General features: G+C 59.5%; 14 protein-coding genes and 4 tRNA genes. 9 read left to right on the top strand and 9 right to left on the bottom strand.

Annotated features, from left to right (window positions below; genetic code table 11):
- Positions 1-292: 292 nt before the first annotated feature.
- Positions 293-730, bottom strand: a complete 438-nt coding sequence (locus tag AB4N47_RS00900) for a pilin (RefSeq protein ID WP_073475464.1) — start codon at positions 728-730, stop codon at positions 293-295.
- Between the two features lie 225 nt (positions 731-955).
- Between AB4N47_RS00900 and pilB the strand changes: the two genes are divergently transcribed.
- From pilB to yacG, 5 genes are read left to right on the top strand one after another with little or no spacing between them, the layout of a single operon-like run.
- Positions 956-2656 carry a type IV-A pilus assembly ATPase PilB gene (gene pilB, locus AB4N47_RS00895; protein ID WP_341639206.1) on the top strand — a complete coding sequence of 567 codons (1701 nt, stop codon included), beginning with the start codon at positions 956-958 and terminating at the stop codon, positions 2654-2656.
- Positions 2657-2658: 2 nt separating this feature from the next.
- Complete coding sequence (locus AB4N47_RS00890) at positions 2659-3876, top strand: type II secretion system F family protein (protein ID WP_122693098.1); 1218 nt, start codon at positions 2659-2661, stop codon at positions 3874-3876.
- 1 nt (position 3877) lies between these two features.
- Positions 3878-4750 carry a prepilin peptidase gene (locus AB4N47_RS00885; protein ID WP_016773151.1) on the top strand — a complete coding sequence of 291 codons (873 nt, stop codon included), beginning with the start codon at positions 3878-3880 and terminating at the stop codon, positions 4748-4750.
- Entirely contained in the window at positions 4747-5370 is a 624-nt protein-coding gene (gene coaE / locus AB4N47_RS00880) for a dephospho-CoA kinase (protein ID WP_341639207.1), read from the top strand. The genes AB4N47_RS00885 and coaE overlap by 4 nt, the downstream gene beginning before the upstream one ends.
- Entirely contained in the window at positions 5367-5567 is a 201-nt protein-coding gene (gene yacG, locus AB4N47_RS00875) for a DNA gyrase inhibitor YacG (protein WP_016773149.1), read from the top strand. The genes coaE and yacG overlap by 4 nt, the downstream gene beginning before the upstream one ends.
- A gap of 7 nt (positions 5568-5574) precedes the next feature.
- Here yacG and AB4N47_RS00870 read toward each other — a convergent pair whose 3' ends face one another.
- A complete protein-coding gene (locus AB4N47_RS00870; RefSeq protein WP_016773148.1) occupies positions 5575-5790 on the bottom strand; it encodes a hypothetical protein in 216 nt (71 codons plus the stop codon).
- 65 nt (positions 5791-5855) lie between these two features.
- Positions 5856-6545, bottom strand: a complete 690-nt coding sequence (locus AB4N47_RS00865) for an energy-coupling factor ABC transporter permease (RefSeq protein ID WP_341639208.1) — start codon at positions 6543-6545, stop codon at positions 5856-5858.
- Positions 6546-6735: 190 nt separating this feature from the next.
- On the opposite strand from AB4N47_RS00865, the gene AB4N47_RS00860 reads away from it, so the two are divergent.
- The 4 genes from AB4N47_RS00860 to AB4N47_RS00845 all read left to right on the top strand — a co-directional run bounded on the left by AB4N47_RS00860 (position 6736) and on the right by AB4N47_RS00845 (position 9473).
- Positions 6736-7362: a DUF1780 domain-containing protein gene (locus AB4N47_RS00860; protein WP_460154386.1), complete on the top strand. Its 627-nt coding sequence runs from the start codon at positions 6736-6738 to the stop codon at positions 7360-7362.
- Positions 7359-7886 (top strand): MOSC domain-containing protein, encoded by a 528-nt coding sequence (locus tag AB4N47_RS00855; protein WP_341639209.1) that lies wholly within the window; start codon positions 7359-7361, stop codon positions 7884-7886. The genes AB4N47_RS00860 and AB4N47_RS00855 overlap by 4 nt, the downstream gene beginning before the upstream one ends.
- Positions 7887-7937: 51 nt before the next feature.
- Positions 7938-8111, top strand: coding sequence for a DUF3094 domain-containing protein (locus AB4N47_RS00850; protein WP_007909875.1), 174 nt, complete (start codon positions 7938-7940; stop codon positions 8109-8111).
- A 63-nt stretch (positions 8112-8174) separates the two neighbouring features.
- On the top strand, positions 8175-9473 hold the full coding sequence (locus AB4N47_RS00845) for an NAD(P)/FAD-dependent oxidoreductase (protein ID WP_016773144.1): 1299 nt from the start codon (positions 8175-8177) through the stop codon (positions 9471-9473).
- Positions 9474-9629: 156 nt separating this feature from the next.
- Here AB4N47_RS00845 and AB4N47_RS00840 read toward each other — a convergent pair whose 3' ends face one another.
- The 6 genes from AB4N47_RS00840 to clpB all read right to left on the bottom strand — a co-directional run bounded on the left by AB4N47_RS00840 (position 9630) and on the right by clpB (position 14695).
- Positions 9630-11255: a methyl-accepting chemotaxis protein gene (locus AB4N47_RS00840; RefSeq protein WP_336354097.1), complete on the bottom strand. Its 1626-nt coding sequence runs from the start codon at positions 11253-11255 to the stop codon at positions 9630-9632.
- A 161-nt stretch (positions 11256-11416) separates the two neighbouring features.
- Positions 11417-11493, bottom strand: a tRNA-Pro gene (locus tag AB4N47_RS00835).
- A 97-nt stretch (positions 11494-11590) separates the two neighbouring features.
- Positions 11591-11666 (bottom strand) — tRNA-Lys (locus tag AB4N47_RS00830).
- 5 nt (positions 11667-11671) lie between these two features.
- Positions 11672-11748, bottom strand: a tRNA-Pro gene (locus AB4N47_RS00825).
- Between the two features lie 9 nt (positions 11749-11757).
- A tRNA-Asn gene (locus AB4N47_RS00820) sits at positions 11758-11833 on the bottom strand.
- 297 nt (positions 11834-12130) lie between these two features.
- On the bottom strand, positions 12131-14695 hold the full coding sequence (gene clpB / locus AB4N47_RS00815) for an ATP-dependent chaperone ClpB (protein ID WP_341639210.1): 2565 nt from the start codon (positions 14693-14695) through the stop codon (positions 12131-12133).
- Between the last annotated feature and the right edge of the window lie 21 nt (positions 14696-14716).

Below are 14716 nucleotides of genomic sequence, written 5' to 3'. Positions count from 1 at the left end.
AACTCCTGTTTTTACTGGAAGTCTGCTGTAACGCTTGTCAGCAGGGTTACCGGAGATATTGCGAACGCTGTGCCAACTTTTTCAGTCGCATAAAACTGTTTAAAAACAATGAGTTATAAAAAACATTGATTTTCGTTTTCATGCAAAATGCATGACTCAACGCAATTTCGCATGCAAGTTGCGGTTTTTCGGAAAGTTCATAAGCTGCTGAAATTATTGGAGCTTTTGTTAAGTGATCGCAGATACAAAAATACCCCGCAATGCGGGGCATTCTGATTATTCACCTTTGTGATTACGTACCGCTCGCCGTGCAACCGCGCGGAGAATAATCAGAGTTGACCGTCGTCGCACACGTCCAAACACCGGAGGTATTCCCCGTCGCCGCCCCGGAACGAGAAAGCGTAATGGTTTTACCTAACACCGGACCTGGTGCATTGAGCAGGGTACAGGTAAGCGTGCCTTCGCCAGTCGCGGCTGTGCCTGTAACTGCCAACGTACAGTTGGAGGTAGTAGTCGCACCATTGGCAACGTTGGCCAGAGTTGGAGCTGTGCCTTGATTGATCGTGTCCTCGAACGGCACTTTCAATGCACTAATCTCCGCCAGCCCCGCCGTCACCTTCGACCGCGCCTGATACTTCGAATACTGCGGCAGGGCGATAGTCGCCAGAATGCCGATGATCGCCACGACGATCAGCAGCTCGATCAATGTGAAACCTTGTTGTTTTTTCATAGACACGCTCCATGCATGAGTCGAAATCTCATGATCTGAACAAGGCTCAGCACAGCCCATGCCAACGCCTTTCAGGCCCCGCCTGCTGGGCGCGCGCAATTTCCTGCGCCGTTTCCTACACCCGCGACCGCACTATCTGACACTTTTTGTCACCTGCACCGGCCGTGTTTGGCGCTGTCACTTGACTAGGCTATAAGTCATGAACGGCAAGCGTGCGGAATCCCCATGAATGACATCGCTCTGAGCGGTCTGGCCAAGCAATTGGTCCAGGCCGAACTGCTCACGGAAACAAGTGCCCGGCAATCCTGGGCGCAGGCCCAGCGCAATCGCGTGTCGCTGGTCAATTACCTGGTACACAACAAACTGGTCAACAGCCGGCAAATTGCCGAGATCGCTTCCGAACATTTCGGCATGGCCCTGCTCGATTTGCATTGCCTCGACAAAGAGACTCAGCCCAAGGGCCTGGTCAGTGAAAAACTGGTTCGTCAGCATTGCGCCCTGCCCTTGTGGCGGCGCGGCAACAAACTGTTCGTGGGCCTTTCCGACCCGAGCAATCAGCAGGCGATCAGCGACATCCAGTTCAGCACCGGCCTGAGCACCGAAGCGATTCTGGTCGAGGACGACAAGCTCAGTGACGCCATCGACAAGTTCTTCGACAGCCACGCCTCGGGTCTGGAAGAAATGGCCGATGTCGATCTCGACGGCCTCGACGTCGAGTCCATTGATGACAACAAACAGGACGTGATCGGCGGCCTCGATGCCGACGATGCCCCGGTCGTACGCTTCGTGCACAAGATGCTGCTCGACGCGATCAAGAGCGGCTCTTCCGACCTGCATTTCGAGCCTTACGAAAAAAACTACCGGGTGCGTATGCGCACCGATGGCATGCTGCGCGAGGTGGCCAAGCCGCCGATCCAGTTGGCCGGGCGTATTGCCGCTCGCCTGAAGGTGATGGCCAGTCTGGATATTTCCGAACGACGCAAACCCCAGGACGGGCGGATCAAGATGCGCCTGTCGAAAAGCAAATCCATCGATTTTCGCGTCAACACCCTGCCGACCCTGTGGGGCGAAAAAGTGGTGATCCGGATTCTCGACCCGTCCAGTGCACAAATGGGCATCGATGCGCTGGGCTACGAAGCCGAACAAAAAGCCTTGTACCTGGCCGCGCTGAAACAGCCGCAAGGGATGATTCTGGTCACTGGCCCCACCGGCTCCGGTAAAACCGTGTCGCTGTACACCGGGCTGAATATCCTCAACACCGTCGACATCAACATTTCCACCGCCGAAGACCCGGTGGAAATCAACATGGAAGGCATCAATCAGGTCAACGTCAATCCCCGCCAAGGGCTGGACTTTGCCCAGGCGCTGCGCTCGTTTCTGCGTCAGGACCCGGATGTGATCATGGTCGGCGAGATCCGCGACCTGGAAACCGCCGAGATCGCGATCAAGGCCGCGCAGACCGGCCACCTGGTGCTGTCGACCCTGCACACCAATAGCGCAGCGGAAACCCTGACACGCCTGCACAACATGGGCATTCCCGGTTTCAACATTGCCACCTCGGTCAGCCTGATCATCGCCCAGCGCCTGGCGCGCAAGTTGTGCGCACACTGCAAGCGGCCGCTGGAAATCCCGCACGAAACCTTGCTCAAGGAAGGCTTCCCCGAGGAACGCATCGGCCATTTCACGATCTACGAGCCGGTCGGTTGCGATCACTGCAACGGCGGTTACAAAGGACGCGTGGGGATTTATGAAGTGGTAAAGAACACACCGGACCTGCAACGGTTGATCATGGCCGAAGGCAATTCGCTGGAAATCGACATTCAGATGCGCCGCGACGGTTTCGCCGATCTGCGCACTTCCGGGCTGTACAAGGCCATGCAAGGCATCACCAGCCTTGAGGAAATCAACCGGGTCACCAAGGATTGAACATGGCGGTCAAGGCAGCAAAAGTCAGCATTTACGCCTGGGAAGGCACCGACCGCAAAGGCAGCAAAGTCAGCGGCGAACTAAGCGGACAGAACCCCGCACTGATCAAGGCGCAGCTGCGCAAACAGGGGATCAACCCGGGCAAGGTGCGCAAGAAGTCCGCCTCCCTGCTGACCTTGGGCAAACGCATCAAACCGCAGGACATCGCCCTGTTCACCCGGCAGATGGCAACGATGATGAAGGCCGGTGTACCGCTGTTGCAGTCCTTCGACATCATCGGCGAAGGCTTCGAAAACCCGGCCATGCGCAAGCTGGTCGATGAGGTCAAACAGGAAGTTGCCGCCGGTAACAGCTTCGCCACGGCCCTGCGCAAGAAGCCGCAATACTTCGACGAGTTGTACTGCAACCTGGTCGACGCCGGCGAACAGTCCGGTGCCCTCGACACGTTGCTCGAACGAGTGGCGACCTATAAGGAAAAAAGCGAAGCGCTCAAGGCCAAGATCAAGAAAGCCATGACCTACCCCACCGCCGTGGTGCTGGTGGCGGCGGTGGTGACCGGCATTCTGCTGGTCAAAGTGGTGCCGCAGTTCCAGTCGGTATTCTCCGGGTTCGGCGCAGAACTGCCGGGCTTCACCCTGATGATCATCAGCCTGTCGGAATTCATGCAGCAGTGGTGGTGGGCGATTCTGTTTGCACTGGTGGCAGCGTTTTTCGGCACTCGTCACGCGCTGAAGACCTCGCAGGCCCTGCGCGACCGGCGCGATGCCTGGCTGCTGAAGCTGCCGCTGGTAGGCACTTTGATGTACAAGTCCGCCGTCGCCCGCTTTGCCCGCACCCTGTCGACCACTTTCGCCGCCGGTGTGCCGTTGGTGGAGGCGCTGGATTCGGTGGCGGGCGCCACCGGCAACGTGGTGTTCAAGCGCGCGGTGCTACGGGTTCGGCAGGACGTCTCGACCGGCATGCAGCTCAATTTCTCCATGCGCAGCACCGGTGTGTTTCCCAATATGGCGGTGCAGATGACCGCCATCGGCGAGGAATCGGGCGCGCTGGATGACATGCTCGACAAGGTCGCCGGTTTTTATGAAGCAGAAGTCGATAACATGGTCGACAACCTCACCAGCCTGATGGAGCCGTTCATCATGGTGGTGCTGGGGGTCATCGTCGGTGGACTGGTGGTGGCCATGTACCTGCCGATCTTCCAACTCGGCTCAGCGATCTGACATGCCTATCGATGAACTGTTTGCCGTGTATCCGCTGGCCTTTGTGGTCAGCGCGCTGCTGCTCGGGCTGGTGGTCGGCAGCTTCCTCAATGTTGTGGTCTGGCGCTTGCCGAAAATGCTCGAGCGCGACTGGCGCCAGCAAGCCCATGATGTGCTCGGCCTGCCCAGCGAAACGCCCGTGCCGACCTACAACCTGATGCTGCCGCACTCCGCGTGCCCGCATTGCGGACACCGGATCCGCCCGTGGGAAAACATTCCGCTGCTCAGTTATCTGCTGCTGCGCGGGCGCTGCTCGGCCTGTTCGGCGCCGATCAGTAGACGTTACCCGCTGACCGAACTGGCCTGCGGCCTGCTCTCGGCATTCATCGCCTGGCATCTGGGCTTCGGCTGGCCGGCGAGCTTGCTGATTTTGCTGACGTGGGGCTTGCTGGCGATGAGTCTGATCGACTGCGAACATCAGCTGCTGCCCGACGTGCTGGTGCTGCCGCTGCTGTGGCTGGGGCTGATCGTCAACAGCTTCGGCGTGTTCGTGGCGTTGCCAGATGCATTGTGGGGCGCAGTCGCGGGTTATCTGGCGCTGTGGTCGGTGTTCTGGCTGTTCAAACTGCTCACCGGCAAGGACGGCATCGGTCACGGCGATTTCAAGCTGTTGGCCTTGCTTGGCGCTTGGGGTGGCTGGCAGATTCTGCCGCTGACGATTCTGTTGTCATCCTTGGTGGGAGCGATTTTGGGCGTCGTCATGCTGCGCCTGCGCGCCCAGGAAACCTCGACGCCGATCCCCTTCGGGCCCTTTCTGGCAATTGCCGGCTGGATTGCCTTGCTCTGGGGTGGTCAAATAACCGACTTCTATTGGCAGTCTGTCGGTTTGAAATGAATACCCCTGTGGAAAAACCCTGGATCCTCGGCCTGACCGGCGGCATCGGCAGCGGCAAAAGCGCGGCGGCGCAGCACTTCATCGACCTCGGCGTGCATGTGGTGGATGCCGATCATGCGGCGCGCTGGGTAGTCGAGCCGGGGCGTCCGGCGCTGGCGAAAATCGCCGAGCATTTCGGTTCCGCCGTGTTGCAGGCCGACGGCACGCTGGACCGCGCCGCCCTGCGCAAACTGATTTTTGAAGACCCTGAACAGCGGCGTTGGCTTGAAGCGCTGCTGCATCCGTTGATCGGCGAAGAAATCGCTCATCATCTGGCGCAGGCAAAATCGCCTTACGCGATTCTGGTTTCACCGCTGCTGATCGAGTCCGGGCAATACGCGATGACTCAGCGCATTCTGGTCATCGATGCGCCGCAACCACTGCAGATCGAACGCACCTTGCAGCGTGACCAGACCAGCGAAGCGCAGGTGCAGGCGATCCTCAAGGCGCAATCGAGCCGTGAAGACCGCGTGAGCCGTGCCGACGACGTGATCGTCAACGACCGCGACCTTTCTTGGCTGCACAGCGAAGTCGAGCGTCTGCATCACTTTTATCTGACTTTATCCGGAGGCCAAGCATGAGCCAGATTCCAACCGTTGAATGCCCAACCTGCGGCGCCCCCGTCGAATTCACCCCGGCGAACAAATTCCGTCCGTTCTGCTCCGACCGCTGCAAACTGATCGACCTCGGCGCCTGGGCCTCAGAAGAGCACAAGATTCCGGTCGCCCCGGATGCCGAAGACGAGCTGTTTTCCGGCGATTTCGATCCGCGTCACTGATCGCTGATCAGGGCCGCATAAAGCCGTAGTCCTGACTGTCGTCGAGGTTCTCCGCAAGAAAGCGCAACTCGTCGGCCAGGTCTTCGGCATTGCGCACGGCCTTGCTCTGCTGCACCACGGCGCTGAGCAGGGCGCGCAAACTCAGGCCCGGGTCAAAGCCCACTTCCTGCGCCAGCTCCAGACTCTGCCGGGTTTCCTGCCGCGCCCATTCGTACACGCCCATGCCACTGCTCCTGAAGGGATTTGCGTGAGCATGAAATTTCTGCGGCATGGCCGGTTTGATGTGGATCAAGACTTCGGATCGTCGTCCTTCCACGGCGCTGAAAGGTAACGGGTGCGGTTGAAGGTCTCCAGCCATTCCGGGCAGAACACCACCAACGCGCTGACGACCATGCCGTTGATAAAGGCCTCGGGGAACAGCAGCAACCACAGGTAGCCGACGAAATCTTCCAGCCATTCCGGCATGGCGAAGAGGCCGTCGTACCACAGCAACGTCAGACTCAGAATCAGGCACAACAGGCCGGACAACGCAGCGGCGAAGAAACCGGAACAGAAGATGTAAACGAACGGATTTCGTGGTTGCGCACGCTCCACGAGGATTGCCACGCATTCGGTGATCAGCACTGGCAGCAGAATCAGCAACGCGCCATTGACGCCCACCGCAGCCAGGTCCTGACGCCCCAGCAGCACCAGCCCCATCTGCGCAACCAGCCCGCCGACGATCGCCAGCGGCCAATCGAGCAGCAGCGTCACCGCCGTCATGCCGATAAAGTGATACGACACGCCGGTGTCGAAATCCCTGCGCACCAGCCACAGCAGAAATAGCGCGAACACCGTGCCGAACAGCAAGTGCTGCCGGCGACTGTCGCTGAACAGCTCGACCCATGGCGAACGCATGATCGCCCAGAGCAGCACCGACAGATAAATCAGCCAGCCGAGCGTCAGGCTTGCCGTTGAAAGCAGTTCGGCGCCGATCATGATTCCCTCACCTGCTACTCGACACGCTTTTTTTGTAGGAGCTGCCGAAGGCTGCGATCTTTTGATCTTGTTTATAAAGCAAAAGATCGCAGCCTTCGGCAGCTCCTACAAGGGCGCAATCGCGCGACGTTTCTATCTGGACCGATGCAAAGCTATCTGCTTGTCGCATTTGGACGCTAAGCTTGGGCTTATGGATGATTCAGATTATTTACGCCTGCTGACCATCGCGGCCGAGCAGGCCAATGCGTTCCTGTCCAATGCCCGCAAATGGGAGCGTGAGCGTTGGGTCTGCCAGCGCCTGCTGCAAGGTCTGAACATCCCCTACCGCGCCGACGAATTCGCCCCGGCCGGTGAGCCGCCGGACGTGTTGTTCCGCGATGCCAATTTCGAAGTTTTTTTCGTCCTCGATGAAGGCCGCCGTCTCAATGATGAATGGCGCGACGAGTTGCAGCGTCGGCGCAGTGCGTTCTCCCTGAGCCAACTGGTGCGCCGCGAAGCCAAGCCCAAACGCATCCCGGCCAATGAATTTCTCCTGCGTCTGGCGCCAACGCTGCGCAAGAAGGCGCACAACTACAAGGAACGCGGCATGGATCTGGGTGAGCTGGACATCATCGCCTTCCCCAGCCTCAAACGCGAAGTGCTGGACCTCAACAGTCATTTCCCGCCACCGACCGAATATCTGCGTCAGGGCTGGCGCTCGCTGTCGCTGGTCGGCCCGACATTCGCCCGTGTGCTGTTCGCCCACCCCGACGCACCGGACTTTCTGCGCAGCAACCTCGGCCGCAGCATTGTGTTCGACGTGGGCATCAGCCTGTGACGCCGCTGCAGCAGTTGATCGCCGAGGTTCCGCAAACCGGTCGTGTGCGCTGGATCGGCGTGCGTCCAGCATCCCGTGGGCCGATGCTTGAGCTCGACGCGGTCGAGGCGCGGCTGGAAGCCGGGCTCACCGGCGACCACGCCCGCCCGGGCGTTCGCAATGCGCGACAGGTGACGCTGATTCAGTGGGAGCACTTGGCGGTGATCAATGCATTGATGGGCCGTCCCGCTGACCAGCCGGTCCGGCCTGAAGATCTGCGGCGCAATCTCGTTATAAGCGGAATCAATTTGTTTAGCCTGAAGGGGCGGCGCTTTCGCATCGGGCAAGCGATACTCGAAACCACTGGCTGGTGTCAGCCCTGCGCACGCTTGCAGAACAACCTCGGCCCGGGCACTTTTCAAGCCGTGCGCGGGCATGGCGGGATCACCGCCCGGGTGTTACAAAGCGGCATCATTCGTCTCGACGATAGCGTGTGCGTCGAACCGGTTCCGGACAGTGGCTACGCTGCGTTCAATCCGGGCTGAAAACCGCTGTAGCCTGTGCTCATTCAGTAACGTCTACCTGACGAGGCAAATATGACCAGCCGCCTGAACCCCGAAGACCAAAAGCATGTCGAAGAGTACCTGCAACTGTCCCAACACCGTGTCGAGCGCCGGCCTTTCCGGCCGTGGATGCTCCTGGTGCTGGTGCTGGCAGTGACCATTGGTCTGGGCCTGTTGAGCCGATTTATCAGTTACCTGACGTTATGAGCTGCCTTGCGCTCCCTCGGGTAACCGCACCGATTTCCTTTAAAAACCTTGCGAGTTATCCCTATGTCCCATCGTATTGTCATTGTCGGCGGCGGCGCCGGCGGTCTGGAGTTGGCTACCCGCCTGGGTAAGACTCTGGGCAAGCGCGGCACGGCCAGCGTGATGCTGGTCGACGCGAACCTGACCCACATCTGGAAGCCGCTGCTGCACGAAGTGGCCGCCGGTTCCCTGAACTCCTCCGAAGACGAACTCAACTATGTCGCCCAGGCGAAATGGAACCACTTCGAGTTCCAGCTCGGGCGCATGAGCGGGCTCGATCGCGCGCAGAAGAAAATCCAGTTGGCCGCGACCTATGACGAAAACGGCGTCGAGCTGGTGCCGGCGCGTGAAGTGGCTTATGACTCGCTGGTGATCAGCGTGGGCAGCACCACCAACGATTTCGGCACCCAGGGCGCGGCGCAGCATTGCCTGTTCCTCGATACGCGCAAACAGGCTGAGCGCTTCCACCAGCAATTGCTCAATCACTATCTGCGCGCCCACGCCGGGCAGACCGATGTGGTCGAGCAAATCAGCGTGGCCATCGTCGGCGCTGGCGCCACTGGCGTCGAACTGGCGGCAGAGCTGCACAACGCCGCCCATGAATTGGCCGCGTATGGTCTGGACCGGATCAAACCGGAAAACATGCACATCACGCTGATCGAAGCCGGCCCACGGGTGCTGCCTGCCCTGCCGGAGCGCATCAGCGGGCCGGTGCACAAGACCCTGGAAAAGCTCGGGGTCAATGTGATGACCAACGCAGCAGTCAGCGAAGTGACTGCCGACAGCCTGATCACCGCCGATGGCAACGAGATCAAGGCCAGCCTGAAAGTCTGGGCTGCCGGCATTCGCGCACCGGGTTTCCTCAAGGACATCGACGGTCTGGAAACCAACCGCATCAATCAGCTGCAAGTGCTGCCGACTCTGCAAACCACGCGCGACGAAAACATCTTTGCCTTCGGTGACTGCGCGGCCTGCCCGCAACCGGGTACCGATCGCAACGTGCCGCCACGGGCACAAGCGGCGCATCAACAGGCGTCGCTGCTGGCCAAGTCGCTGAAATTGCGCATCGAAGGCAAGACCCTGCCGGAGTACAAATACACCGACTACGGCTCGCTGATCTCGCTGTCGCGTTTTTCTGCTGTGGGTAACTTGATGGGTAACCTGACCGGCAGCGTCATGCTCGAAGGCTGGCTGGCGCGGATGTTCTATGTGTCGCTGTACCGTATGCACCAGATGGCGCTGTACGGGCCGTTCCGCACGGCGATGCTGATGCTGGGCAGCAAGATTGGTCGTGGCACCGAGCCGCGTCTGAAACTGCACTAAAACGCCAACCTGTGGGAGCGAGCCTGCTCGCGAAAGCGGTGGGTCTGTCAACACTGTCGTTGAATGATCCGGCCCCTTCGCGAGCAGGCTCGCTCCCACATTGTTTCGTGCTGTTCTCAAATCAGTGGGCGAAGGCCTGCAATGAATCGCTGTTCATCACAGCTGGAAGCGCCGCACCATGCCCTGTAGCGCATTGGCCAGTTGCGACAGTTCGTGGCTCGATGCGCTGGTCTGATCAGCCCCCGCAGCCGAACGCACCGACAGGTCGCGAATATTCACCAGATTGCGATCCACTTCCCGCGCCACCTGCGCCTGCTCCTCGGCAGCGCTGGCGATCACCAGGTTGCGCTCGTGAATCTCGTGCACCGACGCCGTGATCGTCACCAACGCCTCACCCGCCCGCTCTGCCAGAACCAGCGTGCTCGCCGCACGAGATGCGCTGGCCTGCATTGACTCCAGCGCCTGGCTCGAACCGCTGCGCATGCCTTGCACCATCTGTTCGATTTCCTGCGTCGATTGCTGGGTGCGATACGCCAGTGCGCGCACTTCGTCGGCCACCACCGCAAAGCCGCGACCGCTTTCACCGGCGCGTGCTGCCTCGATGGCGGCGTTGAGCGCCAGCAGATTGGTCTGCTCGGCGATGGCGCGAATCACGTCCAGAACCTTACCGATGTCCTGCGACTGATTGGCCAGCGACTGCACCAGTTCACCGGTGTTCTGCACATCACTGGCCAGCGCATTGATCGCGCTGGCGGTTTCGCTGACGCGCTCCTGGCCCAATTGCGCCGACTGACTGGACTGGCGCGTGGCATCGGACGTCGACACCGCGTTGCGCGCGACCTCCTCCACCGCAGCGGTCATCTCGTTAACCGCAGTGGCGGCCTGTTCGATTTCGTTGTTCTGCTCTTGCAAGCCTTGGGTGCTGTCGATGGTAACGGCGCTCAGTTCATCCGCGGCGGTGGCCAGTTGCGTAGCTGAGCCGCTGATACCTTGCAGGGTCTCGCGCAGGTTCTGTTGCATCGTCGCCAAGGCCTTGAGCAAGCGGCTGACTTCGTCATTGCCATGGGTTTCGATCGGTCGGGTTAGATCGCCCTTAGCGACACTTTCAGCGGCATCCACGGCGCTGCTCAGCGGGCGCACGATACTGCGCGTGAGCAACATCGCCAGCGCCACCGTGGCCAGCGCTGCCAAGGCAATGAAAAGAGTAACGATGGTGCGCGAGGTTTCATAATGCGCGGCGGACTTCTCGCTTTCGGCAGCGACCTGGCGGGCGAACAGATCGGCGAGATCATTGAGCTGTTTGCCGGAGCCGTCGACCACGGTCTTCATGTCAACCAGGAGCAATTTGGTCAGCTCGTCACGCTTGCCTTGCTCGGCAAGGGTGAATGACTGGGCAATGCCAGTGCGATAGGCGGCGAAGGTTTTCTTGAACTGGTCATACAGCTGCTGACCTTCGGCAGTGTCGACCAGTTTGTCGTAGGCGGCGATCTTCTCGCTCAGTTCCTTGTCGCGGGTGTCCATCTGGCCGCGATAGGTGGCGATATTGGCCGGATCCTGATCGAGCGCCATGCGCAGGGAGATGGTGCGGATGCGCAGCATCAGTTCGCGGATCTCGTCGCCGCCACGGATGCTCGGCAACCAGCGGTTCTCCACCGCCACCTCACTGTCGCGAATACTCGACATCTGTCCCAGCGCAAACACGCCGAGCAAGGCCACCAACACCGCGATCAGGGCAAATCCCAGGGCAGCCCGGGGAGCAATATTCAACTGACGAAGCAACATGACGAACGCCCTTATTCTTGTAATGGCCAGATCAAGGGGCGAAGCGTTGGCAGTCCCCTCGTGTTAGCGGGCTATCGGCAGGTTGTATGACGACTTGAAGGGATTAGCCTTTCGGCAGGCAAAAAAAATCCCCGTATCTTTCGATACGAGGATTTTCAATATGGTCGGGGTAAGGGGATTCGAACTCCTGACATCCTGCTCCCAAAGCAGGCGCGCTACCGGACTGCGCTATACCCCGGTAAAAAAAAGGCGACCTTTCAAAGATCGCCTTCTTCGATCAGCGCTTTTGGCCTCTGATCTTAAGATTCGATCCCAGCGCAAACTGGTTTCAAAAATGGTGGGTCGTGTGGGATTCGAACCTACGACCAATTGGTTAAAAGCCAACTGCTCTACCAACTGAGCTAACGACCCAAATATGGTCGGGGTAAGGGGATTCGAACTCCTGACATCCTGCTCCCAAAGCAGGCGCGCTACCGGACTGCGCTATACCCCGGTTTGAAATTGGCTCCGTGACCAGGACTCGAACCTGGGACCCAATGATTAACAGTCATTTGCTCTACCGACTGAGCTATCACGGAACTACATATTTCAATTTACAACGGTGAAGCTTTGTTGCATCTCGCCACCCGTACGCATCGCTGCGTTCGTGTGTCTGAGGCGCGCTATTCTACAACCTAGAACACCTCTGTCAACCCCCTAAATTGCTTTCAAGTTAATGATTTGCAACTTATTTCAGATTCCAACCCGGTGGGTTGAAACGCTGCCGGTGACTGACTGCGGGGCGCACTTTACAAGCCTTTTCCTTTGAGTTCAACAGCCTGGCGAAAAAAAGGCCTCGCAATGCGAGGCCTTACCGGTTTCATTGCCGCTGAGGCTTAGCCGAAAACGATTTCGTCGTTCTCGACCTTGCCGGTGGCGGTGTCGCCCGGCATGAAATGACCCGACAGGATCAACTGCGCCAGCGGGTTTTCGATCCAGCGCTGGATCGCCCGTTTCAAAGGACGTGCGCCATACACCGGGTCGTAACCGACGGCGATCAGCTTGTCCATCGCTTCCGGGCTCAGCTCCAGCTTCAGCTCGCGCTCGGCCAGACGGCTGCGCAGGCGACCCAACTGGATCTCGGTAATCCCGGCGATCTGATCCCGCGCCAACGGCTCGAAGATCACCACCTCGTCGACCCGGTTGATGAACTCAGGACGGAAGTGCGAGGTCAGCGCGTCCATCACAGCAGCACGCTGCGCCTCACGATCACCGACCAGTTCCTGGATCTGGATCGACCCGAGGTTGGAGGTCATCACGATCACCGTGTTGCGGAAGTCCACCGTACGCCCGTGACTGTCGGTCAGACGGCCATCCTCAAGCACTTGCAGGAGGATGTTGAACACATCCGGGTGCGCCTTCTCGACTTCGTCCATCAGGATTACCGAATACGGCTTGCGACGCACCGCTTCGGTCAGGTAACCGCCCTCTTCATAGCCGACGTAGCCCGGTGGCGCACCGATCAGACGAGCCACGGAGTGTTTCTCCATGAACTCTGACATGTCGATCCGCACCATCGCCTCTTCGGTATCGAAGAGGAACTCGGCCAAGGCCTTGCACAGCTCGGTTTTACCAACACCGGTAGGGCCGAGGAACATGAACGAGCCGCTCGGACGATTCGGGTCGGACAACCCGGCGCGGGAACGCCGCACGGCGTTGGCCACAGCCACGACCGCTTCTTCCTGACCGATGACCCGTTTGTGCAACAGGCTCTCCATCTTCCTCAGCTTGTCGCGCTCGCCTTCGAGCATCTTCGACACCGGGATGCCGGTCCACTTCGACACGACTTCGGCAATCTCTTCTTCAGTCACCTTGCTGCGCAGCAACTGGTTTTCGCTCTTGCCGTGCTGGTCGACCATTTGCAGGCTGCGCTCCAGATCGGGGATCACCCCGTACTGCAACTCCGCCATGCGATTCAGGTCGCCTTTGCGGCGTGCGGCTTCCAATTCCTGGCGCGACTGTTCGATCTTCTGCTGGATCTGCGCAGAACCCTGCACCTCGGCTTTTTCCGAGTTCCAGATTTCTTCCAGATCCGAGTACTCACGTTCGTGACGCTCGATTTCTTCCTGGAGTTTTTCCAGGCGTTTCTTCGCTGCGTCGTCGCTTTCTTTCTTCAGCGCCTGGGATTCCACTTTCAACTGAATCAGGCGCCGCTCCAGACGATCGAGCACTTCCGGCTTGGAGTCGATCTCCATGCGGATACGGCTGGCGGCCTCATCGATCAAGTCGATGGCCTTGTCCGGCAACTGCCGATCCGTGATGTAGCGATGGCTGAGTTTCGCCGCGGCAATGATCGCGCCGTCGGTGATCGCCACCTTGTGGTGAACCTCGTAACGCTCTTTAAGGCCACGCAGAATCGCGATGGTGTCTTCTTCGCTCGGCTCGTCCACCAGGACTTTCTGGAAACGCCGCTCGAGCGCCGCGTCCTTCTCTATATATTGGCGATACTCGTTGAGCGTGGTCGCGCCGACGCAGTGCAACTCGCCGCGAGCCAGCGCAGGCTTGAGCATGTTGCCGGCGTCCATCGAGCCTTCGCCCTTACCGGCGCCGACCATGGTGTGCAGTTCGTCGATGAACAGAATGATCTGCCCTTCCTGCTTCGACAGCTCGTTGAGCAAGCCTTTCAGGCGCTCTTCGAACTCGCCGCGATACTTGGCGCCGGCGATCAGCGCGCCCATGTCCAGCGACAGCAGGCGCTTGCCTTTAAGGCCGTCCGGCACTTCGCCGTTGATGATGCGCTGCGCCAGCCCTTCGGCGATCGCGGTTTTACCCACGCCAGGTTCACCGATCAGCACCGGGTTGTTCTTGGTACGGCGTTGCAGAACCTGAATGGTGCGGCGGATCTCGTCGTCACGGCCGATCACCGGATCAAGCTTGCCTTCTTCGGCGCGCTTGGTCAGGTCGACGGTGTATTTGTCCAGCGCCTGCCGCGACTCTTCGTGGTTGGCGTCATTTACCGCTTCGCCACCACGCAGGTTGTTGATCGCGTTTTCCAGGGCTTTCTTGCTCACGCCTTGGCCGAGCAGCAACTTGCCGAGCTTGCTGTTCTCGTCCATCGCAGCGAGCAGCACCAGTTCGCTGGAGATGAACTGGTCGCCCTTCTGCTGAGCCAGACGGTCGGCCTGATTGAGCAGGCGCGCCAGATCCTGCGACATGTTGACGTCGCCGGTCGGGTTCTGGATTTTCGGTAATTGGTCGAGCTCTTTGGTCAGCTCTTTACGCAAGCTGTTGACGTCGAAGCCTACCTGCATCAGCAGCGGCTTGATCGAACCGCCCTGCTGTTCAAGCATGGCCTGCATCAAGTGCGCCGGCTCGATGGCCGGATGATCGTGGCCAACCGCCAACGACTGGGCGTCGGACAGGGCCAACTGTAATTTACTGGTTAAACGGTCAATACGCATGGGTCACCTTCCTTTTGAGCA

Source organism: Pseudomonas sp. S3_G06, from assembly GCF_054667565.1.
Note: the sequence above shows the minus strand (reverse complement) of the source record. Positions and strands in the feature narration are given on the sequence as shown.

Bases quoted from the DNA above. Each gene is read 5' to 3' on its own strand.
- AB4N47_RS00900 (WP_073475464.1), bottom strand. From the start codon at position 730: ATGAAAAAACAACAAGGTTTCACATTGATCGAGCTGCTGATCGTCGTG.
- pilB (WP_341639206.1), top strand. From the start codon at position 956: ATGAATGACATCGCTCTGAGCGGTCTGGCCAAGCAATTGGTCCAGGCC.
- AB4N47_RS00890 (WP_122693098.1), top strand. From the start codon at position 2,659: ATGGCGGTCAAGGCAGCAAAAGTCAGCATTTACGCCTGGGAAGGCACC.
- AB4N47_RS00885 (WP_016773151.1), top strand. From the start codon at position 3,878: ATGCCTATCGATGAACTGTTTGCCGTGTATCCGCTGGCCTTTGTGGTC.
- coaE (WP_341639207.1), top strand. From the start codon at position 4,747: ATGAATACCCCTGTGGAAAAACCCTGGATCCTCGGCCTGACCGGCGGC.
- yacG (WP_016773149.1), top strand. From the start codon at position 5,367: ATGAGCCAGATTCCAACCGTTGAATGCCCAACCTGCGGCGCCCCCGTC.
- AB4N47_RS00870 (WP_016773148.1), bottom strand. From the start codon at position 5,790: ATGGGCGTGTACGAATGGGCGCGGCAGGAAACCCGGCAGAGTCTGGAG.
- AB4N47_RS00865 (WP_341639208.1), bottom strand. From the start codon at position 6,545: ATGATCGGCGCCGAACTGCTTTCAACGGCAAGCCTGACGCTCGGCTGG.
- AB4N47_RS00860 (WP_460154386.1), top strand. From the start codon at position 6,736: ATGGATGATTCAGATTATTTACGCCTGCTGACCATCGCGGCCGAGCAG.
- AB4N47_RS00850 (WP_007909875.1), top strand. From the start codon at position 7,938: ATGACCAGCCGCCTGAACCCCGAAGACCAAAAGCATGTCGAAGAGTAC.
- AB4N47_RS00845 (WP_016773144.1), top strand. From the start codon at position 8,175: ATGTCCCATCGTATTGTCATTGTCGGCGGCGGCGCCGGCGGTCTGGAG.
- AB4N47_RS00840 (WP_336354097.1), bottom strand. From the start codon at position 11,255: ATGTTGCTTCGTCAGTTGAATATTGCTCCCCGGGCTGCCCTGGGATTT.
- clpB (WP_341639210.1), bottom strand. From the start codon at position 14,695: ATGCGTATTGACCGTTTAACCAGTAAATTACAGTTGGCCCTGTCCGAC.